This window comes from Rhodococcus ruber (assembly GCF_027270735.1).
Taxonomy (GTDB): domain Bacteria; phylum Actinomycetota; class Actinomycetes; order Mycobacteriales; family Mycobacteriaceae; genus Rhodococcoides; species Rhodococcoides rubrum_A.
Genome location: NZ_JAPWIJ010000008.1, coordinates 72,123 through 91,967 on the forward strand (window position 1 = coordinate 72,123; position 19,845 = coordinate 91,967).

General features: G+C 64.6%; 22 protein-coding genes. 12 read left to right on the plus strand and 10 right to left on the minus strand.

The annotated features are described in order from the left end of the window. Nucleotides 1-22 precede the first annotated feature (22 nt). Together O4220_RS19035 and O4220_RS19040 are read right to left on the minus strand one after the other, a co-directional pair. Complete coding sequence (locus O4220_RS19035; RefSeq protein WP_269607047.1) at nucleotides 23-397, minus strand: VOC family protein; 375 nt, start codon at nucleotides 395-397, stop codon at nucleotides 23-25. A gap of 39 nt (nucleotides 398-436) precedes the next feature. Continuing rightward, nucleotides 437-1,084, minus strand: a complete 648-nt coding sequence (locus O4220_RS19040; RefSeq protein WP_269607048.1) for a type 1 glutamine amidotransferase — start codon at nucleotides 1,082-1,084, stop codon at nucleotides 437-439. Between O4220_RS19040 and O4220_RS19045 the strand changes: the two genes are divergently transcribed. Further along, complete coding sequence (locus O4220_RS19045) at nucleotides 1,083-2,105, plus strand: MsnO8 family LLM class oxidoreductase (protein ID WP_420030431.1); 1,023 nt, start codon at nucleotides 1,083-1,085, stop codon at nucleotides 2,103-2,105. The two genes, O4220_RS19040 and O4220_RS19045, sit on opposite strands and share 2 nt — an antisense overlap. On the opposite strand, the gene O4220_RS19050 is transcribed toward O4220_RS19045, so the two are convergent. Then, complete coding sequence (locus tag O4220_RS19050) at nucleotides 2,063-2,989, minus strand: LysR family transcriptional regulator (protein WP_269607049.1); 927 nt, start codon at nucleotides 2,987-2,989, stop codon at nucleotides 2,063-2,065. The two genes, O4220_RS19045 and O4220_RS19050, sit on opposite strands and share 43 nt — an antisense overlap. A gap of 131 nt (nucleotides 2,990-3,120) precedes the next feature. On the opposite strand from O4220_RS19050, the gene O4220_RS19055 reads away from it, so the two are divergent. Continuing rightward, the gene (locus O4220_RS19055; protein WP_269607050.1) at nucleotides 3,121-4,443 is read left to right on the plus strand and encodes an NAD(P)/FAD-dependent oxidoreductase; all 1,323 of its coding nucleotides are present in this window, start codon (nucleotides 3,121-3,123) and stop codon (nucleotides 4,441-4,443) included. Here O4220_RS19055 and O4220_RS19060 read toward each other — a convergent pair. Genes O4220_RS19060 through O4220_RS19070 form a run of 3 tightly spaced genes read right to left on the minus strand, consistent with a single transcriptional unit; the run spans nucleotide 4,440 to nucleotide 7,011 of the window. After that, a complete protein-coding gene (locus O4220_RS19060) occupies nucleotides 4,440-5,093 on the minus strand; it encodes a response regulator (RefSeq protein WP_269607051.1) in 654 nt (217 codons plus the stop codon). The genes O4220_RS19055 and O4220_RS19060 overlap by 4 nt on opposite strands. After that, on the minus strand, nucleotides 5,090-6,403 hold the full coding sequence (locus tag O4220_RS19065; protein ID WP_269607052.1) for a sensor histidine kinase: 1,314 nt from the start codon (nucleotides 6,401-6,403) through the stop codon (nucleotides 5,090-5,092). The genes O4220_RS19060 and O4220_RS19065 overlap by 4 nt, the downstream gene beginning before the upstream one ends. A gap of 17 nt (nucleotides 6,404-6,420) precedes the next feature. Further along, nucleotides 6,421-7,011, minus strand: a complete 591-nt coding sequence (locus O4220_RS19070) for a hypothetical protein (RefSeq protein WP_269607053.1) — start codon at nucleotides 7,009-7,011, stop codon at nucleotides 6,421-6,423. 144 nt (nucleotides 7,012-7,155) lie between these two features. Between O4220_RS19070 and O4220_RS19075 the strand changes: the two genes are divergently transcribed. The 3 genes from O4220_RS19075 (at nucleotide 7,156) to O4220_RS19085 (ending at nucleotide 10,235) form a co-directional block, all read left to right on the plus strand. After that, nucleotides 7,156-8,502 (plus strand): hypothetical protein, encoded by a 1,347-nt coding sequence (locus tag O4220_RS19075; RefSeq protein ID WP_269607054.1) that lies wholly within the window; start codon nucleotides 7,156-7,158, stop codon nucleotides 8,500-8,502. Continuing rightward, a complete protein-coding gene (locus O4220_RS19080) occupies nucleotides 8,499-9,953 on the plus strand; it encodes a PQQ-binding-like beta-propeller repeat protein (RefSeq protein WP_269607055.1) in 1,455 nt (484 codons plus the stop codon). The genes O4220_RS19075 and O4220_RS19080 overlap by 4 nt, the downstream gene beginning before the upstream one ends. Nucleotides 9,954-10,034: 81 nt before the next feature. Then, complete coding sequence (locus tag O4220_RS19085) at nucleotides 10,035-10,235, plus strand: membrane protein (protein ID WP_027498199.1); 201 nt, start codon at nucleotides 10,035-10,037, stop codon at nucleotides 10,233-10,235. 34 nt (nucleotides 10,236-10,269) lie between these two features. Here the strand turns inward: O4220_RS19085 and O4220_RS19090 are convergent, their stop codons facing one another. From O4220_RS19090 to O4220_RS19100, 3 genes are read right to left on the minus strand one after another with little or no spacing between them, the layout of a single operon-like run. Continuing rightward, nucleotides 10,270-10,809, minus strand: a complete 540-nt coding sequence (locus O4220_RS19090; protein WP_269607056.1) for a SixA phosphatase family protein — start codon at nucleotides 10,807-10,809, stop codon at nucleotides 10,270-10,272. Continuing rightward, entirely contained in the window at nucleotides 10,796-11,338 is a 543-nt protein-coding gene (locus O4220_RS19095; RefSeq protein ID WP_269607057.1) for a GtrA family protein, read from the minus strand. The genes O4220_RS19090 and O4220_RS19095 overlap by 14 nt, the downstream gene beginning before the upstream one ends. Before the next feature lie 60 nt (nucleotides 11,339-11,398). Continuing rightward, the gene (locus tag O4220_RS19100; RefSeq protein ID WP_269607058.1) at nucleotides 11,399-12,004 is read right to left on the minus strand and encodes a TetR/AcrR family transcriptional regulator; all 606 of its coding nucleotides are present in this window, start codon (nucleotides 12,002-12,004) and stop codon (nucleotides 11,399-11,401) included. Nucleotides 12,005-12,070: 66 nt separating this feature from the next. On the opposite strand from O4220_RS19100, the gene O4220_RS19105 reads away from it, so the two are divergent. The 3 genes from O4220_RS19105 (at nucleotide 12,071) to O4220_RS19115 (ending at nucleotide 14,105) form a co-directional block, all read left to right on the plus strand. Further along, a complete protein-coding gene (locus O4220_RS19105; protein WP_269607059.1) occupies nucleotides 12,071-12,727 on the plus strand; it encodes a GAP family protein in 657 nt (218 codons plus the stop codon). 35 nt (nucleotides 12,728-12,762) lie between these two features. Next, on the plus strand, nucleotides 12,763-13,044 hold the full coding sequence (locus tag O4220_RS19110) for a hypothetical protein (protein WP_269607060.1): 282 nt from the start codon (nucleotides 12,763-12,765) through the stop codon (nucleotides 13,042-13,044). Between the two features lie 113 nt (nucleotides 13,045-13,157). Then, complete coding sequence (locus O4220_RS19115) at nucleotides 13,158-14,105, plus strand: CPBP family intramembrane glutamic endopeptidase (protein WP_269607061.1); 948 nt, start codon at nucleotides 13,158-13,160, stop codon at nucleotides 14,103-14,105. Here O4220_RS19115 and O4220_RS19120 read toward each other — a convergent pair. Then, nucleotides 14,095-14,607, minus strand: coding sequence for a GNAT family N-acetyltransferase (locus O4220_RS19120; protein ID WP_269607062.1), 513 nt, complete (start codon nucleotides 14,605-14,607; stop codon nucleotides 14,095-14,097). The two genes, O4220_RS19115 and O4220_RS19120, sit on opposite strands and share 11 nt — an antisense overlap. A gap of 75 nt (nucleotides 14,608-14,682) precedes the next feature. Between O4220_RS19120 and O4220_RS19125 the strand changes: the two genes are divergently transcribed. The 4 genes from O4220_RS19125 (at nucleotide 14,683) to O4220_RS19140 (ending at nucleotide 19,835) form a co-directional block, all read left to right on the plus strand. Then, entirely contained in the window at nucleotides 14,683-16,851 is a 2,169-nt protein-coding gene (locus tag O4220_RS19125; RefSeq protein ID WP_269607063.1) for an HNH endonuclease signature motif containing protein, read from the plus strand. A 154-nt stretch (nucleotides 16,852-17,005) separates the two neighbouring features. Next, the gene (locus tag O4220_RS19130; RefSeq protein ID WP_170944753.1) at nucleotides 17,006-17,557 is read left to right on the plus strand and encodes a biotin transporter BioY; all 552 of its coding nucleotides are present in this window, start codon (nucleotides 17,006-17,008) and stop codon (nucleotides 17,555-17,557) included. After that, the gene (locus tag O4220_RS19135; protein ID WP_269607064.1) at nucleotides 17,554-18,690 is read left to right on the plus strand and encodes an AMP-binding protein; all 1,137 of its coding nucleotides are present in this window, start codon (nucleotides 17,554-17,556) and stop codon (nucleotides 18,688-18,690) included. The genes O4220_RS19130 and O4220_RS19135 overlap by 4 nt, the downstream gene beginning before the upstream one ends. Nucleotides 18,691-18,719: 29 nt before the next feature. After that, a complete protein-coding gene (locus O4220_RS19140; RefSeq protein ID WP_269607065.1) occupies nucleotides 18,720-19,835 on the plus strand; it encodes a thiolase family protein in 1,116 nt (371 codons plus the stop codon). Nucleotides 19,836-19,845: the final 10 nt, after the last annotated feature.

Consider the following 19,845-nt stretch of genomic DNA (forward strand, 5'->3'; position numbering starts at 1 on the left):
CACTGAATCGACGCGGTCCCAGTCAGGGCTGCGCGGGCAACTGCTGCACCGACCACTTGTTGCCGTCGGGGTCGGCGAAGTACACGAACGTGCCCCAGCCCTCGTCCTTGGGTGGATCGATGGTCAGACCTGCTGCGGTGAGGTGCTCGTAGGCGTCCTGGACGTTGTCGACGACCATCAGGATCCCGGCACCCTTGCCCGGTTCGGCGTCGGTGATGTTCTCGCCGATCGCGATGGAGCAGGCCGAGCCCGGGGGAGTGAGCTGGACGTACCGGATCCCGTCCCAGGGGCGAGCATCGTGGTCGGCGTTGAAGCCGATCGAGACGTAGAAGTCCTTGGCGCGGTCGACGTCGGTGACGGCCAGGGTGACGAGTTCGAGCTTCATTGTGAGGTTCATGAAGCAATGATGAGTGCCATTGCGGACACATTCGGTCCGCTATGACACCTCGTCGAAGAATGTTTCGAGAATTCTTCGTCCGTTCTCGGCGACGCGACCGAGGACCAGCGCGTTCGGTGCCGTTCCCGCCGGCATGTGTGCATCGAGCATCGGTTGCTGCGCAGGCGTGAGCTCGACGTGGAACTGCAGGCCGAGGGCGCTGCCGAGCCGGAACGCCTGATTCCGGTAGAGGTTCGAGCTCGCCAGGAGTACCGCCCCGGCGGGCAGGTCGAAGGTGTCGGTGTGCCAGTGCACCACCGAGACCGAACCTGCTCCGAAGAGCGATACCCCGGCATCGGTTGCGGTGACCTCTCCGGATCCCAGCTCCGCGACCGCTCCGCGGTACACCGCACATCCCTGCGAGGCGGCGAGGAGCTGCGCGCCCAGACATACTCCGAGTACAGGGATTTCCCGTCGCACGCATTCGGCAATCAATTCCCGTTCGGCCCGCACATGGGGGTGGGTGACATCGCCCCACGCGTCCATGGGGCCGCCCATCACGATCAACCCCGCGACCGCATCGGCGGTGGGCAACGAGTCCCCACTTCCCACGGCGGCCACCCTGTACTCGATTCCGCGCTCGGCCATGATCGTTCCGATCAGCGCCGGACCCTCGACATCGACGTGCGTCAGCACCCACCAACTCATGACGAGAAATATGCCCGACGCCCCGGCGGTTGTCCTGGCTGTGTTGTTTTCTCTTCTCGACAGATCCCGCACTCGATCCGGAATGGACGACGCCTCGGCGCTGCGTCATACCGTCGAACGGGCGGAGCACGCGGAGAAGATCGGGCTGCATCGGTTCTGGGTCGCCGAGCATCACGGTGTACCCGGCATCGCGTCGGGCGCTCCGGCGGTACTGGCGGCGGCGGTGGCATCGCGCACCTCCCACATCCGTGTCGGATCCGGGGGAGTGATGTTGCCCAACCATCAGCCGCTGATCGTGGCCGAGCAATTCCTGATGTTGGAGTCCCTCTTTCCTGGCCGGATCGACCTCGGTGTCGGCCGATCCCTCGGTTTCACCGAACCGGTACGCGCAGCTTTGCGCAGTGAGCACGCCGATACCTTCGAGGAAGATATCGCCGAATTGAGTGCGTATCTGGACGGTTCGGCACCGGTGACGGCGCGCCCTGCCGCTCCGCCTCCGCCGGTGTTCGTTCTCGCGACCGGTGCCGGTCTCGAGGTAGCCGCTCGCGCCGGGCTTCCGGTCGTCGTCGGCGGACCGGTGTTGCAGCAGGCTGATCCACTGGCGATGTATCGCAGGAGTTTTCGGCCTTCGTCCGCCAATCCTGAACCGTACGTGATCATCTCGCTCGATGTGACGATCGCAGCCGATGCCGCCGACGCGCGCAGGCTCGCGTTGCCGGAGGCGTGGGCGATTGCACGGTCGCGGCGTGAGGGTGAGTTCCCGGGGCTGGAGCCGGTGTCGGCCATCGACGACTCCCGGTGGACGCCGCGCACGCGGGACCGCATCGAGGACTCGCTCGCATCGACGATTCTCGGGACCGCAGGGCAGGTGCGTCCGCGGCTGGAGGAGTTGATCGATCGCACCGGCGCGAACGAGATCATGGCCTCGACTTCGACGTACGATCGCGCCGAGTTGTTCGACGCCGACGCCGCTTTCGCTCAGCTCGCCGGTGTTGTGGGTTCAACAGTTGTCGTGGGTTGAACAGGCTGAACCGGTGCCGTCGCCGCCAGCGCTGCCACGAGGTCGCGTTGAATGTCGGTGACGGGCACGGTGGCGTCGACCACAGCCGATACCGGTAGTCGCAGTCTTCGGTCGGCCTCGGTGCGGAAGACGAGCCCGGTCTTGGGGGTGCTGTCGGCGGTGCTGGCGTACAGAATCGTCCAGCATTGCGGGTGGTTGAGTAGCTCGGCGCTTGCGGTGTGATCCGATGCGACAGGCGGCCCGAACGTGAGTGGGAGCCCGCTGCGTTTCATCTCGCGCTCGATCACCCGGTGCAGCAGGATTTGTTCGCTGCGTTTGGGCAGCAGCAGCGGGTAACCGGCGAGCTGGCTCAGGCTCGGATTGTCCTCGCCGGCCAGCGGATGGCCCTCGGCGAGCGCGACGACGAGGTCCTCGGTCCACAGTTCGGTCACGTGCAGCCCCGAACGTTCGACGCTGCCGCGAATGAGCGCTACCTGGCAGTCCCCGGACGTCACCGCTTCGATCTGTTCTGCGAATCGTTTCAGCACGAAGTCGATCTCGGCGTCGGGATGGTGTTCGCGCACCGAGACGATGGCCGCGATGGCGTTCGCGGCGAAGGTCATGTTTCCGGTGAGGCGCAGTTGGTTCCGGCGGCGCGCCGTCAACGCCAGGGCGGCCTGCTCGAGCTCCACCATGTGCCGCGCGATGGAGACCAATTGTGCTCCCACAACGGTCAATCGAACGACACGTGAGGTTCGCTCGAACAGCGGCTCGCCGATCTCTCGTTCCAGCTTGCCGATCTGCAAACTGATCGCGGACTGCGAGACGTAGCAGCGCTCGGCGGCACGCGAGAAGTTCAGTTCCTCCCCGACCGCGAGGAAGTACTTCAGCTGTCGCAGTTCCACGCACGTCTCCAATCATGAGTTCTACTCATGGATGCTATTCCAACTTTCACGTTGATAGACCACCGAGGTCGGAGTTTCATGGAGATAGTTCTTCGTTTGGGAAAGGACTTGCGTTCAGAAAGGGATGTGCTGTGAAAACGTACGACGTCGTCATCGTGGGATCGGGATTCGGAGCGTTGGCTGCCGCCAAGTCTCTGGGCAAGGCCGGTGTGACGTTCTCGCTCATTTCCAGCACCACCGAGCACCTGTTTCAGCCGTTGCTCTACCAGGCCGCAACCGGAATGCTCTCGACGGGTGAGATCGCCCCGCCGATCCGACGCATCCTCTCGCAGTACGACTCCGCCGACGTCCGTCTGGGACGCGTCGTCGACGTAGATCCTGAGGCTCACCAGGTGACCTATATCGGTGCCGGGCAGAGCCACACCATCGGCTTCGGTCGGCTCATCGTCGCAACCGGTGCCACGCAGGCGTACTTCGGCCGCGACGAGTTCAAGGACCGCACCTTCGCGCTCAAGACGGTGGACGACGCGATCGCGCTCCGTGAGCAGATCCTGAGCTGCTACGAGACTGCGCACATGACGACCGATCCGGCCGCCCGCAAGGAGTTGCTGAGCTTCGTCGTCGTCGGTGCAGGTGCGACGGGCGTCGAATTGGCCGGACAGATCAGGGATCTCGCGCACCGGTACTTCGCCGGCTCGTTCCCCGACATCGACCCGGGCGACGTCACGGTCACCCTCGTCGACGGTGTGAAGGAAGTTCTGCCCGCATTCGGCGGCAAGCTCAGCACCTACGCCCGCACGAAGCTCGAGAAGTCCGGTGTCGATGTCGTCACCGGTGCCATGGTCACCGACATCGCCGACGACGTCGTCACGGTGCAGGATGTCGACACCAAGACTTCGCGTACCTACCCGGCCAAGACCGTCATCTGGTCGGCAGGCGTTCAGGCGAGCGAGCTGGCAGCCACGATCGCCGAGCGCACCGGATGCGAAACCGACCGTGCCGGACGTCTTCTCGTGCACGAGGATCTGACGGTCGGCTCGGCGAAGGACATCTACGCGATCGGCGACGTGACGTCGTTGAACAAGCTCCCCGGACAGTCACCCGTGGCCATGCAGCAGGGCAGGCACGTCGCGAAGATGATCATCGGGAAGGTGGACGCCGGAACGCCGTTCGAGTACACCGACAAGGGCAGCATGTCGATCGTCGGCCGATTCAGTGCTGTGGCACGGCTGTTCGGCAAGGTCGACATGTCCGGTCCGATCGCCTGGCTCATGTGGCTCGCGGTGCACCTGATGTACCTGGTCGGGTTCCGAAACCGCTACGTTGCCGTGGTGTCGTGGATGACCTCGTACATCGGCGACAAGCGACCGCACTTTCAGTACACCGATCACTCTGCTTCGCTGGTGGAGCGAGCCAGTGAGACTGCGGATGACGAAGAGCGAAAGGCAGCCTAGCTGCCCACCAGGCCGTTGCGGTAGGCCCAGATCACCACGTGGACTCGGGTGTTGACGTCGAGTTTGCGACAGATGTTCCCGACATGAGTCTTCACGGTGCTCTGTTCGAGTTGCAGGGCCCGGGCAATGTCGTTGTTGCCCAGGCCCTGCGACAACAGTTGCACCACTTCCATTTCGCGCAGACTCAGGTCATGTTGCGGTGCAACGGAAGTGGTTCGACTCGGTCTACCCCGGCGGGCGAACTCCGTCATCAGACGTGGGGTCAGGCGGGGTGAGAGCGCCGCACCGCCGCCGGCCACGGTGACCACCGCGTCGGCGAGCTCGTCGGGATCGGTGTCCTTGAGCAGAAAGCCGGATGCACCACTGTCCAGCGCCGCGAACACGTACTCGTCGAGGTCGAACGTGGTGACGACGATGATGCGGACAGTGTCGAACCGCGCCAGAATCTCCCGTGTTGCGGTCAGACCGTCTCCGTTCGGCATCCTGATGTCCATCAGTACGACGTCGGGGTGAAGGGCAGTAACCTGTTGTACGGCATGCTTTCCCGAGGTGGCATGTCCGACGACGTGGATATCGGGATGGCCGGCCAGAAACAGCTCGAACCCCTGTCGAACCACGGGCTGATCGTCAGCGATCAGGACGGTGATCATGCCGGTACCTCGAGTGGCCGGGAGATCGTTCCGCCGACAGGCAGCCGAGCGCGTACGGACCACGTGGTTCCGTCGGCAGACAATCCGGCGTCGAGGGTTCCTCCGAGCAGTGCGGCTCGCTCCCGCATTCCCGGGATGCCGAAACCCTGTCCAGCCGATTCGCGCCGGTCGGGCGCGTCCGAGCTGATCGTGTTGCTCACGGTCACGTCGATGACCGACGAACTATCTGACACCTGCACACTCACATCGCAGTTCGGCGCATGGCGTCGGGCGTTGGACAACGCTTCCTGAACGATGCGATAGCACGTCAATTGCACGGCGCTGTCGGTGTCGGTGTCGTCCGTGTCTCCGGCGGCGTTCACCCCGACGTCTACCGTGATGGACGCGAACGACATTCGTGACTGCTCGATCAAATCGGGGATGTCGGCGATCATCGGCTGCGGTGCGCTTTGATTCCCCAGTCTGTCGTTCGTGGTGCTCGGGCGCAGGATGCCGACGATCTGGCGCAGGCTGTCGAGGGTGCGCTGGCCGTGTCCGATTGCGCCGGTGAGTAGTTCGCGTGCCTGTTCGGGATTGCTCGTGATGAGCGTCTTCGATGCCTTGGCTTGGATGAGCATTCCGGTCAGGTGGTGGGCAGCGACGTCGTGGAGTTCGCGAGCCATGGTCTTCCGTTCGTTGTCGAGTGCCGCATCCAGTTGTTGCCGGTGCTCGAGTTCGGCTCGGTCCAGTGCCGCCTCGTTCTCGAGTTCCTGGGTCCGGTTGCGCGCGATGTACTTTCCGAGGGCGATGAGCACCGTGTAGTTGATGATCAGATTCGCCACCTGCTCGGCTACGACGCCGATCGTGCCACCGGGGCCCGCTGCGGCATCAGGGAAGGACAGGCGGGTGTCGACGCTGACAACGATTTCGAGGATCAGCCCGAGAGCGAGGGGGGCAAACAGGCGCGGCCCGGTCACCCGAATCGCCAACGCGGCGATGGCAAACCAGTACAGCGGGGTGAACCCGAGAGTGCGGTCGGGCAGAACCAGAATCAGCGCGACACTGATCGCAACCACCGTCAGATACGACGTGACGGGAAACGACCGGCGTGCACACGTCACAGCAGTCATCGCAATCAGGGCAACGGCACTCACCACGATCAGGGCTGGGCTGCCGACGAGTTCGTCCCTGGTGTCACCGACCATGCTCGTCGAGAGCTGGAACCCGGCATAAACGACGGTGGCCACCAGCATTTCGATCGGCAGTACAGCGGGATTGCGCGGCCGCCACGCGGGTCCGAACCTGCGCAGCATCACGGAACCAGCCGCCACCCGCGAACCTCCCAGCATCAGAGTCGACTCCGTTCTCCTGCCGAATCTTTCGAACTCGTATCTTTCGAGCCTGCAGTTCTGGAACCCAGCACCCACAGTGGTCCGGTGACGAACCAGAAGAACGTGATGACGCCGAGTGGTTGGATCACGGTCTTCAGCGCTGCTGCCTGCTCCGAGTCTGCCACGGTGTAGGCGAGCCCGTAGGTGATCACCAGAGCGATCGCCGCTGCGCACAGCCACTTCACGAATCCACGGATCTCGTTGCGGTAGGCCTGCGGGCCGGCTTTGGGAGGCTTCACCGGTGCGGGTCCGCCGGCGAATCGGTGCGCGAAGCGCACATCGAGCCACGTCACGGTGGAGTGCGCGAACACGACGGTCCAGCCGAGGTAGATACCGGCGAGGCGGTGGGCGAATTGGACCTCGCCGCCGCGGTGTAGATCCAGTGCCACCGCCGCGACGAGGACGAGATCGAGGACCGGGAGGAGGGAGAGTGTGATCGTGCTGGCGCGACGCAAGCGTGCCACGTACCGCAGGCACAACCCGCCGATAACCAGCATCCAGAAGCCGACCTCGCAGAGTGCGATCGTGAGCAGAATCGGATTGTTCATGGGCCATACTTCACCGCAGCCGAGGTGCGGGCGATACCCCCGAGTAGGCGTCGTGCCTGGTGGTTCGGCAGAACGTACGACAGATGTCTCCACCGAAAGTCGTACCGCTCCAGCCTGGTCGATCAGCAGACTAGGCTCGTCGCCGTGATCGACCTCGGCGCGTTGAACCTCGGAGTGCTCGGGCGTCAACCGAAGATCTTCTGGGTGTTCGTCGTTGTTGCGGTCGTTGCCGCGGGAGTGATCGTCGTCGAGTCACATGCGTCCGGCCCTGCGGTCGTCGCGTTGCCGGAGACACCTGCGTCGAGCGGGTTCAGCTCGTCGAGCTACGACCCGGGTGACACGTCGACCACGATTCCGGGGTGTGATGCCGTCGTCGTTCCCGGAGCCGGGGAGTCCGTCGGGGTGATCCTCCGGCTCGACGGTGGCAGCTTCGACGATCCCCGTTATCCATGGTTCTCCGGGCGCAAGGCGACTGCGCTGTCCGACGCGCTTGCTTCTGCGTTGCCGTCCGAGACTTCCATCGTGTTCGCAACACCCGGTACGTCCGTGTTCGGTGCCGAATCCGCGTTTCGATTCGGTCCCGTCCAAGGTCCCACGTCCGGCAGCTCTGTGTCCGACGGCTCTGGGGACGACAGTTCGATGGATGATCTGTCGATGTTCGCCAGCTCCACTGCGGCCGGATTGCTGATTCGCAACGGCAAAGGTGCCGACGTGACGGTGACGATCTCGAAGTCGACTCGTGGTGTACCGCCCTGTGTCGGTGGCAGTCTCGATCGCAGGCAGGTGGTGGCCGACGGTGCGGTCGTGGACACGAAGGAGTCCACCAGCGAAAACGGTGGTAGAACAGCCGTGGTCAGGACGGCGACTGCCTACGCACCCGACGGAACAACGTTGCAGGCCAACGCAAGTCAGTTCGTGTCTTCGGACGAAGCGATGTCCATGGTCGACTTGATATCTCTCGTGTCGTCCAGCGATCTGCGACTCGACGCACCGGTACCGGACGCAACCCGCCCCCCTCCGCTGCCGTGTGACGCGCGAGGTGGGTCGCAGGATGGACCGGCGGTGACCCGCGCCGACGCAGACCGTATCGGTGGCGCTCTGGAACGGGCTCGCGTCCGCGCACTTCGGGCCGTGATTGCTTTCGATCCGCCACTGGCACCGATGCAACGCGTCGCATTCGCCGACGACTCGTTGTGTACAGCAGGAAATATTGTGACGCCGGGTTCGGAAGGTGTTGTGAGGGTATCGATCACAGGTGGTCAGCCACTCCCCGAGATTCCTGACAAGTACGACCCGGCCGCTGATCGCTCGGTCGACACGGTTCGCCTGCCCGATGGATCGATCTCCGAGCGTTCGAAGTTCGGCCCCCGTACCGTGACCGTCACCCGGCCGTCCGGTACTCGCATCCGTATCTCGTCGACATCAGCGGGCGAACTTGTCACCGTCGGCAATCTCGAGTCCATCGCGACGGCACCGGGTCTCGACCTGTGAGCAACCGGTGGCCGGTGTGGGTTGCGGGGGCAGTTGCCCTCGTGACCGTCGTCGCTGCAGTGATAGTTGTCGCGCAGGAAGACAAGGCAGTGCAGGAAGACAGGGCCACGCAGGAAGACAGGGCCACGCAGGAAGACAGGGCAGTGGTCGCAACTGCACCCCCGCCGTCGAGCACGACCACGTCGGTGGTGCCGCTTCCGCCGGAGGTCCGGTGGTCGAGAGCGGCCGAGGATGTCTACGGTCGTGAGTTCGCGCAGTTTCGTGATCCTGGTGCAGGCGGACGACTCAACCCCAGTGCCGCGAGATTCATCGATGCGGGCGGGGTGTACGTCACGACTGTCGGTCTGCCGGATCCCGCCACCGGGAATTTCGACGCGCCTGCGATGGTGGGCCTCGACGCGACGGATGGATCCACGGTGTGGCGGCGAGACGACCTTCGTGTGGACTCCTGTGCCGATCGGCCACTGTCCGGGAACATCGTCTGCGTGTCGAGCAGTGTGGCGGAGAACCCGGAATCGACGATAGTCACGGTGAACGCCGCTACCGGTGAGGGGAGGTCCGTTCGTGTGCCGCAGCGGGTCCTCGCCGTCGGAACCGACGGGTCATCGCTCTACTCGGTCAGCTCCACTGTGACGCAGACAGGTTACGAGGGACGTCCGCAACTCGCGAAGGGTTCCGTGGACGATATCGGCCGCGATTGGGTCACCGAGTTTCGCGGAGAGACCATCTACGCGGGTTCGCCGGGGCCTGCCATCACCGTCGACGGAACGTACGGCTTGGGCCGGTTCGGTTCCACGGCAATAGGATTCGACTCGGCCACCGGATCGATCACGTGGTACCGGGGATTCCCCGACAGTTGTGTGTCGCAACCTTTTCGGGTGCAACCGGCGCTGGTGATCATGACCGATTCGGTGTGTACGCAGTCCGAGACGTTCACCGGTACCGTCGCGCTCGCCTCGGATGGCCGAACGGTTGCCAGGGCTCCGCTGCCGGTGTATCCCTTCCTCGAGATCGACGAACCGACCGACCTGTCGATGCCGATGGTCGTCGGTGACAGTGCGTTCGATCGGACGAACGGCGGCTTTCTCTGGTCGAGTCCGCTGTTGGCGTCGACCAACGGTGTGGCCGTCGTCGGCGACGTGGTGATCGCGCGTGCCCCCGGAACCGCGCATGTAACGGCCCTGGACCTGAAAACCGGCTCGATCCGGTGGGAGAACGATCCCGAGGACTACTACCCGATCACTGCATACGCCGACGGTCTCGCGTACTCCGCCGTCGGCGGTACCGTGGAATCGATTGCGCTGAGTGACGGTTCGACGCGCCGTCGGACGGAGATCGAGCCGACACCGGACCCGTATACATCCGAGCCGTACCTGGCATCGCAGGTGACGGAATCCGGCGATGGACTGGTGTATTCGTCCACGGCAACGCTTGCCGTCATGGACCGGTAGTGGCCCACTGCCGATGCGCCTGCAACGGGTGCACCTACAGTGGAAGTACGCATACAGGACACACGAAACAGGGAGTCCGCCATGGCAGGAAAGAAGATCGACAGAGTGCACGCACAGTCCGCGTTGGAGACGGTTCGTGAGAACCCCGGTATCGCATTGATCGCGGCCGCACCTGCGTTGGTGGTGCTGGCAGTGGTGTGGTGGCTGCTCGGGTTCCCCGCGGCGCTGATCCTGTTGATTGCAGCTGGCGGTGCCGGATATTTGTACCTCAGGAACCGCTGATTACCGATAGGCGCTGACTACCGATAAGCACTGACTACTGATCGGCGCGCGGGATGCAGAACTCGGTGATCGTGGCCGAGCCTGCTGCGAGTTCAGCCCATGTTTTTTCGGTGGTGAGCACTGCTATCGCAGAAGTGGGGAAGCGGTGCCGAACCTCGCGGGCGATGTCGGTGTCGTCGTCTGCCGCCAACTCGAGCGCGGTCCAGGGGATTCCAGGCTCGTGTCCGACGACCATCAAGGTCGATACCGTCACGTCTGCGGTGTTGGTACCTGCGAAGTACGTATCGGTGAGTCGGATTTCGTCGATGATCTCGTCGGCGGATCCGCCGTAGATGTCGCGCTCGAATCGAGTCGGCGTGTCACCGAGACCGGTGGCGGCGAGGGTTTCGCGAGTGCGCAGGGCCGTCGAGCACAGAACTGCGTCGACGCGCCCGACGTGCTCGGCGATCCAGGCTCCGGCAAGTCCCGCCTCGCGTTCGCCGCGCGTCGCCAAGGGCCGCTCGTGGTCGGGAACGCCGTCGGGGTAGCCGGATTTGCCGTGCCGCATCAGCACGAGGGTCCTAGTGGTCGCCATGCCGTCCACCGTAAACGGTCAGAGGCGGAGAATCGGGGACGATGTTCACCGGTTCCGGGAAGACGAACTTGCGCATTGCCCACCATCGGAACGCGGTCGCCAGCAGTGTGCCGATGATCGAGCCGCTGACGAAGTCGGCGATGTTCTCGGTGAGGAAGGACACGTTCGGAGCGCGCAGATCCAGCATGTAACTGGACACCCACAGCGGTAGCTGGTTGATTGCCAGGCCGGTTCCGGCGACGGCGAAGAACAGCGCGGCCTCGTGGTGCCGGCGACGTCCGCCGCGGGCGGTGAACGACCATTCCCGGTTGAGGATGTACGACACGATCGTCGCGATCAGCACGGCCAGAACGTTCGCTGTCACCGGCTTGTCCTGCAGGATCGTCCACTTCAGGCCGAAGAACAGGACGACGGTGACGACGAAGGTGATCGCTCCGACGATGAGGAACTTGAGGGCCTCGGCGTGCTTGACGAGGGGCTCGAGCCAGCGCTGGGGAACGTGGTCGGTAAGGCGGTCGGACACATGCATCCCATCGACGTTACCTCGAGTAACGGATCGGGCCGGATTCGTCGCTGCTGCGAAGACGGCCTAGAGCCGCGCCGTCAGGTAGTCCTGCAGCAGTCGGTGGACCTCCTCGGAGGTGAGTTGTTCGGGGTACGTCACTGCCTGCAGCGTCAGCCCGTCGATGTAGGTGTGCAGTTCGGCGACGGCGTTCTCGTCTGCGCCGCTCCCGAACGAAAATCCCGGTGAGTTCGGCAGGTCCAGATCGCGAAGGTGTGCCCAGGCCAGTCGGCACAGGTACCGACTCCCGAACCAGCCCGCAGTCTTGAGGGCGGCCAACCGTTCGTCGAATCTTGCTCGGACGATCGCCTCGAGCCATACCGACGCTTCCACGCGGCGATTCTTGTCGAGTGGGAGCATTTCTTCGAGGACGCGGATAGCTCGCGTCAGGCCGTCACCCTCGGCGGGGTGTGCTTCCAACCGATGCACGATGCGCTGCGTCATCGCCTCGGCTGCGAACAGCACCAGTTCACCCTGGTCGGAGAAGTAGTACCGCAATGATCCGGGGGAGACGCCCGCCTCGGCGGCCACGCTGCGCACCGTCGCGCCGTTCATGCCCGCTCGTTCGATGACGCGCCACACGGCGGCGACGATCTCCGCCCGGCGTGCTTCGTGGTCGACGATCTTCGGCATCGGTCTGTTCTAGCACGCTCGGATTTTTCCGGTACAGATGTGTGGAATAAATGTTATGGTACAGCTGTGTTTTTTAATTTGGTCGGGCTGGCACTGGTGGACAGCATCGGTGTCGGCACGCTCGTCGTCCCACTGTGGATGATGGTGCGGCCGTCGTTCCGGATTCGAGGGGTCCTGTTGCACCTGGGCGTGCTGGGGCTGCTGTATCTCGGGGTCGGCATCACGCTGCTGACGCTGATCGAAGACGTGACCGCTGCCTTCATGACCCATGCCGTGCCCGGAAATGCTTGGGTGCGGATGACGGTGGGTGGTGTCGTTCTGGCTGCGGGGCTCGTCTGCGATCGACGGCGTCGTCGCCCGAGTGGTAAGTGGTGGATGCGGGCACCGGCAAGCGCTCGTGGGGTGGCCCTTCTCGCTGTCGCTGTGGGCGCGGTCGAGGTGGTGACGATGCTGCCTTATCTCGCCGCGATCGACGCGGTGGCCGATTCCGGTCTGGGGTGGGCATCCTCGGTCTCGATTCTCGCGGTCTACGTGCTCATCACCCTGCTACCGGCTCTGGTTCTGCTCGCCGCCAGAGTCGCTGCATCGCAACTTGTTTCGTCACTTCTGTCGCGGTTGATGCGCCGCGTCGAACGCTGGAGCCAGGACGTGGTGGGAACGGTACTGCTCGTCGTGGGTGCGCTGCTGGTCGCAGATACGGCCATCGAGATGAAGCTGGTGTGACGTCGGCTGCGGTCGACCCGAGGAAAGGATGCGTCATGAGGGCAGGAAGATTTCGGGCAACCGATGCGCGCAGTATCGTCATGATCGTCGCCGGCGCAGTGTTGGCGCTGTTCTTCTGGGACCTGCGGGTGTACTGGTTTCAGGGTGGCCCACTCGGCTGTGTCCTGATGGTCCTCGCTGTGGTGGACATATGGGACTCGCGTCGCGGCACCGACAGACGCGGCGCCGACAGGCGCGGAATTGTCGGGGAGTTACGCGACGACATTTTCGGACGCGAGGATTCGTCCGACGCACCGGACCGCGATGGTGGACGGTGACCGACGTCGCTGCGACGGTACTGAATTTTCGGTCCCCGCGTGATAAACAAGTCCGGGGGTCGACAGCTGTTCGATAACAGGCGATGCGGTGCTGAGTGAATGGTGGTGACCTGGTGGCGAGCAGTCTGGATGCGAAAGCCGCGGCTCACTTGCCTCGGCGTGGCCTGACCGCAGTCGGCACTGCCGTGTCGATTCTGGGTCTGGTGGCCGGTTGGGGCGTCGTCTACTTCATCTCGCTGGTGGGTGCGCTGTGGCGTTTCCGGGAGCCGAATGCGCCTGCGCCCGTACTCGCACTGTCGGATCAATGGATGGACCTTGCGGTCGGTCTGGTTCAGGTGGCGATAGGGGCCGCGGCGATCGCTGCGGTCTATTTCGTTCGTCGTCGCACCTTGCCCGCGGTATGGCCGATGCGTCGCGGTACTGCGCTCGAGGCGGCGATCACCTGGTGCGCCGCCATCGGTGCTGCGTCCGCAGTGTTGCTCGTGCTGTCCCGAATGGACGTGCTCCGCTTCAGCTTCTCGGTTCCGGCATCGGTCGAATCCGATTGGCTTGCAGTGGTTTCCGCGCTGGCCGTGGGTCTGCGCGAGGAGCCGATTCTGGTGGCGCTGCCGGTGTTGCTACTCGTGGGCAGGCTGCCGATATGGGCCATCATGGCGCTGTCGGCGACGATGCGGGGTTTCCTCTATCTGTACTTCGGCGGCGGCGGTTTTCTCTGGGCCCTGTGCTGGGGTGCGGCGGCGGTGTGGGTGTTCTATCGCTACCGGCGGCTGTGGGTATTGATCGCAGTGCACGGTCTGGTGATGAACGTTCAGGTGTTCGATCGGGTGATTCCGTCCGACAATGCCGCAACGATCATGCAGTGGGTGAACATCCTGATCCTGTTCACCGCGCTGCTGTGGTGGCTGACCCCGAGGGCGCTCGAGGCGTTTCTGCCGAACACGGTGGCCGTTCGTTACGGCGATGCGACCGTCGAGACAACGCCGATGGTGGCCGAGGTCGTGCTCAATCCCGAGAAGCTCGATCCGGATACACCCAGAAGAAACCCGCCCGTCAAGCCCTGACCATTCGGGCTTCGAGACAATCCCAGTCCGGGTCGAACCGGGTGGTGCCGTCCACTTCGAACCGATGCTTGCGGTAGAACGCTATCGCGCGGTCGTTGGCCGCTGCGACCCACAGATATGCCGATCTGTTCCGGTGGCCGATTGCGTCGACCAACAATTCGGTGGCGACGCCGGTGCCGTGATGCGTGGGCAGAACGTTCAATGACCACAATTCGGTGTCTGCGGGTGGGTCTTGATCGCGTGGCGGGCCGCCCGTGGCGAAACCGGCGATCCGGGAACTGGCGATGTCCACTGCGCATCTGGTCCGGACTCCATGCGACGACGCCTCGTCGAGGCCGGCGATGATCTGCTCCCACCGTTCGATGCGGTGTTCGGGCATCAGTGCATCGAGTTTGGCGTCGTTGATCATCCCCGGGTATGTCGCCTTCCAGATGGCCACGTGAGCGGTGCCGAGTTGGTCCTCATCACCCGGCCGGACGTCGCGAATCGAGTAATTGCCCACGGTTCCTTTATAACAATCCCGACGCCGAATGCGCGGAACATTTTCTTGTCGGACCCCTCTCGTAAGATCGAATACATGTTCGATACCGGGGGGTGGGGCGTGGCGGAAACGCCACCGGTCGATGACTGCATTGCGGGGTTTCTCGACGTCATCGCGCTCAACCGCGTCCACGAGAACCTTGCCCGGGCAGGGACCGTACTCGCGTACTGCGACGTACTCGAGATGCGACTGGAGGCTGCTGAAGCCGCCGGTGGCGATCCGGGCGAGACGGTCCGCGGCGCGTTGTGCGATTTGGCCGTGACGATGACGGGCACGCGTCGCGATGCGTCGGTGGTGCACGACGTCGCGGAGCGTCTGCATCGAATGCCGTTGACTGCCTTGCGTTTCGTGACCGGAAGCTTCGACTGGTCGACGGTGGTCACCATCACCTCGGTGTTGCATCGCGCCACTGACGAGACCATCTCGAAAATCGAATACGAGGTCTGCGCCGCAGGGGGCAGAATGCGCCCGCAGGCCTTGCGGAACCGAATCTGGCGGTTGTGGATGAAGGCCGATCCGGACGGCGCCGCGCAGGCTCGCGAGACGGCGAAGTCGGAGGAAGTCGGAGTGCGGATCGTGCGAACCGGTCCTGGCGGTATTTCGACGCTCATCGCGAAGATCACGGATCTGGAATCGGCCGAAGCAGATGCACTCATCGTCGAGATCGTCGGCACGGTCTGCAAGGACGATCCGCGGTCGACGGGGATGCTGCGGGCCGCCGGATTGATGGCGTTGCTGCACGGCGAGCATTCGCTGGTCTGTCAGTGCGATCTCGGCGACGAGTGCCCGGTTGCCGGTGCCGCCGACGATCTTCCACCGAGGCGCGGACACCTCCTGCAGATCGTGGTGGCGGTGGAGACGCTGCTGGGACTGTCCGCGGAGCCCGCAACCTTGGCGGACGGGACTCCTATCGATCCCGAGGTGGCGCGCATCGTCGCCGCGGACGCGAAGTGGCAGGCAATGCTGACCGAGTTGGTCGACATGATGAAGCCCGGGGAGGACAGGCCTGACGAGCGAGGCCCGAAGGGCGAGGGCTCGAGCGACGACACTCGGAACGACGACACCCCAGACGACGACACTCCGGAACGCGGCGACACTCCGGACGACGACGGCGGCCCTGACGACGGTCCGGATGACGACGGTCCGGATGACGACGGTCCGGATGACGACGGTCCGGATGACGACACCCCGGACGACGACACCCCGGACGACGACGGCGGTCCTGACGGCGGCCCGGATGACGACGGTCCGGATGGTGATGACGATCCCGACGATGAAGGCGGCGGATCCACCGGAGGCAGCGACCCTGACAGCGGCCGCAGTCCCTCGATCCAGGATTCGGGCTACCCGGTTGACCCACAGAATCGTGACGATCTCGAAGACCCTGACGAAGCGGTCGGACAGTCTCCACCCGGCTTCCGTCTGTTGCGCACAGTGGTGGGCATCGGCCGGGTGCGCAGTGCCGCCGAGCTTCCGCCGATGCGCGGCATGTGTGCCGCAGGTTGTCCGCCTGCGAATCGGATTCTGGGGGAGGAGTCTGTCCGCGACGGGCTTGTCGCACGCTGGCTCGGATGGATTGCCGAACAGCCCGAGCGTGCGCGCGGGATTTTCCCCGACGGTCATGGCGGCGAATGCGTTCCGTCGCGAGCTGCGGTGACATACCGGCCGAGCGCGCGCGTTGCCGCCTTGGTGCGAACGGCCTACCGCACGTGCACGTTCCCCAACTGCGACGTGCCCTCGGTCAGGTGTCAGATCGATCATCTGGTCCCGTTCGACAAGGGCGATCCGGGGCGTGGCGGCTGGACGATCGTGGGCAATCTCCAAACGGTGTGCGTCTTTCACCATCAGGCGAAGACCTCGAAAGCGTGGTCGGCGGTGATGCTCGCTGGAGGGGCAATTTTGTGGTCGAACTCGCTGGGTCTGCGTGCGGTCACCCTGCCGGACTCCTCGATCGCTTCGCCTCCTCGCCGCCGCCGTCGCCGAAAGAAGTCGGTCGACAATGCCCCGTCCCCGTTCGAACCCACCCGGTGGGAGCTCGAGTACCGCGGCTCCGCACCGCCGACACTCGCGGATTTCCGCTCGACGTCATCGGAAACTGCAAGGAAGAAACTTGCAGAAAAGAGACGTGCCTACCTCGAGCACTGCCGTGTCGTACACGTGCGCATCCGACTCGACCGGAGCAGATACGATCCTGCGCCCTTTTGAACTGAAGGCCGTCCAGGGTGTGGTCAGAACCGCACACCTGCTACCTTGAACGCCGTTCAAGTCTCTGGGGCAGGTGACCGCCCCACTCCTCTAGGAGCCGCCCGTGTCAGATGTCGACAGCAGTACCCGCCCTCCGAGCCGTAAGGTCAGCCGAATGAACGTCTCCGCCCGCGACATGGCGCAGATCGCAGTGTTCGCAGCGCTCATCGCTGCTCTCGGCCTGCCGGGATCGATCACGGTCGGCTTCTCCGGTGTCCCCATCACCCTGCAGACCCTCGGCATCATTCTTTCCGGCGCGATCCTCGGTGCCCGGAAAGGCACAGCTGCGGTCCTGGTGTTTCTCGCGCTGACGATGATCGGCCTCCCGCTGCTGGCGGGCGGACGTACCGGTCTGTCGGCGATGGCCGGGCCCACCGTCGGTTACCTGATCGGCTGGATACCGGCCGCGTTGTTGATCGGCTGGCTCACCGCCCGCATTCTGCCGAAGTACTCGATCGCGCTCGGTCTGGCGATCAATGCCGTCGGCGGCATCGTGGTGGTGTACGTCTTCGGGATCATCGGTCTGATCCTGCGTACCGACGTCGGAGTCTGGGCGGCGATCACGTCCAACGGCCCGTTCCTGCCCGGTGACATCGCCAAGGTCGTCGTCGCTACCGTCGTCGCCAAGAGCGTGCACCGCGCATATCCGGGCCTGATCAAGGCGTGACTCTCGAGCTGGGAGGTCGAGGCAGCGCCACCGGCAGGGCGAATGACCGGGCCGACGACCCGGCCATCGTCTGGTCGGGTCGCACGTTCACATACGCAGCCCTCGACGAAGCCGTCGAGCAATGGCCTCACCTCCCGGTGCACGACGCATCGGCACTCGAACTGCCCGAGGCGCTGATCTGCGTTTTCGCAGCGGCGCGGCAGGGAAGCGCGGTGCGGGTCGAGGATTCGTCGGCCCGCCCCGAGCGCCCTACCCATACCGATCCCCACGCTTTCCTACTGGTCGCGACATCCGGCTCCACCGGGAGCCCCAAGCCGCTCGAGCGCACTGCCGCGTCGTGGGTCGACAGCTTCCCGGAGTTCACCGAGATCACCGATATCCGCCCTACCGATTCGGTGCTGATAACCGGACCACTGCACGCCACGATGCACCTGTTCGCCGCAGTACACGCACTGTGGCTGGGGGCCTGCGTCACCGACGACCCGGCCCGGGCCACGGCGGTACACGCGGTTCCTGCGTTACTCCGTGACGTCCTCCGCCGGATGCCTCATGCGCGAGTTGCCGTAGCGGCCGGGGCCGGCCTCGATGACGCTGCCGCGCACACGATCTCGGCGCAGCACATCAGGTCGGTCGAGTACTACGGCTCAGCAGAACTGTCGTTGGTGGCGGCGCGGGTGACGGGCGAGCACGCGGCACTGCGATTGCTCCGCGATGTCGAGGCGCGCACCGAGGACGGGTACCTGTTCGTTCGTTCGCCGTACGCTGCGCTCGGTGCCACCGGCTGGTTCGGCGTCGGTGATCTGGCCGAGCTCAATGACCGTGAACTGCTCGTCCACGGTCGGGGTGACGCGGCGATCAATGTCGGCGGCACCACCGTCGTCGCAGAGGACGTCGAGCGCATCCTGACCGCACTCGACGGCGTTCGAGCCGCGGCCGCCATCGGGTCTCCCCATTCGGTGTTGGGTGAAACGGTTTCTGCTGTCATCGAACTCGACGGAACCCGCGACCTCGACGTCGTTCGCGCCGACGCACGCGCAGTCATGACCAAGGAGGCACTGCCGCGAAAGTGGACGGTGGTACAGCAGCTGCCCCGCACCCCGAGCGGCAAAATCGCCCGGAAAGCCTTGCTGTGAATGTCCCTGCTGTGAATGTCCCTGCTGTGATGACTCCAGTGATCGTTGCGGCCAAAAGAACTGCGATCGGCATTGCCGGTCATGGCTTCGCTGGAACAACCGCACCGAACCTCGCTGCGCCGGTGCTGAATACCGTTGCAGCAAAATTGAAGTCGCTCGACCTCCCGATCGACGACGTGATCCTCGGCAACTGCCTCGGCCCCGGCGGCGACGTTGCGCGAGTGTCGGCCCTGCTCGCGGGACTGGGTGTCGACGTCCCCGGCGTCACCGTCGACCGCCAGTGTGGATCCGGACTCGACGCCGTCATGCAGGCCGCGTCGCGCATCCGCAGCGGCGAGGAGGCGTTGATTCTGGCAGGTGGCGTCGAATCGGCGAGTACCAGCCCATGGCGATTCTGGCCCCCGGTCGACGGTGCCGAGCCGGTTCGCTACACCCGAGCGCCGTTCGCTCCCCATGGTTTCGACGATCCTGACATGGGCGTTGCGGCAGACGATCTCGCGCGTATGTGTGGAATCGACCGGCAGCGGCAGGACGAGTATGCGGCGCGGTCCTTTGCACGAGCCTCGGCACACGACTTCTCCGCCGAAATCGTCCCGATCGGACAGATGAGCGCCGACGAGCGCATTCGTCCCAACATGACTGCCCAGCGCCTGGGCAGACTGCGTCCCACGTTCACCTCCGACGGCACCGTCACCGCTGGCAACTCCTGCGGAATCTCCGACGGTGCCGCAGTTCTGGCGATCACCACGGCCGAACGTGCCGCCGGTATGCCGGCACTGCGCATTCTCGGCAGCGCGGTGGCCGGGTCCGATCCGGCACTTCCCGGTCTGGGCCCGGTACCTGCGATCGAGAAGCTACTCGGGCGCACCGGGGTGTCACTCGACGACATCGGCGTCATCGAGATCACCGAGGCATTCGCATCGGTGGTGCTCGCGGTCTCGGATGCGCTGGGCATCGACGAAGCGCGCATCTGCCCGGACGGAGGGGCGATCGCGATGGGTCACCCGTGGGGCGCATCGGGCGCAATTCTGCTGGTGCGATTGGCGTCTCGAATGCTGCAACCGAGTGGTCCGGCACTGGGATTGGCGGCCTGCGCCATCGGCGGCGGGCAAGGAATAGCGATGTTGGTGGAGCGAGTGACATGAGCAGGGTTAC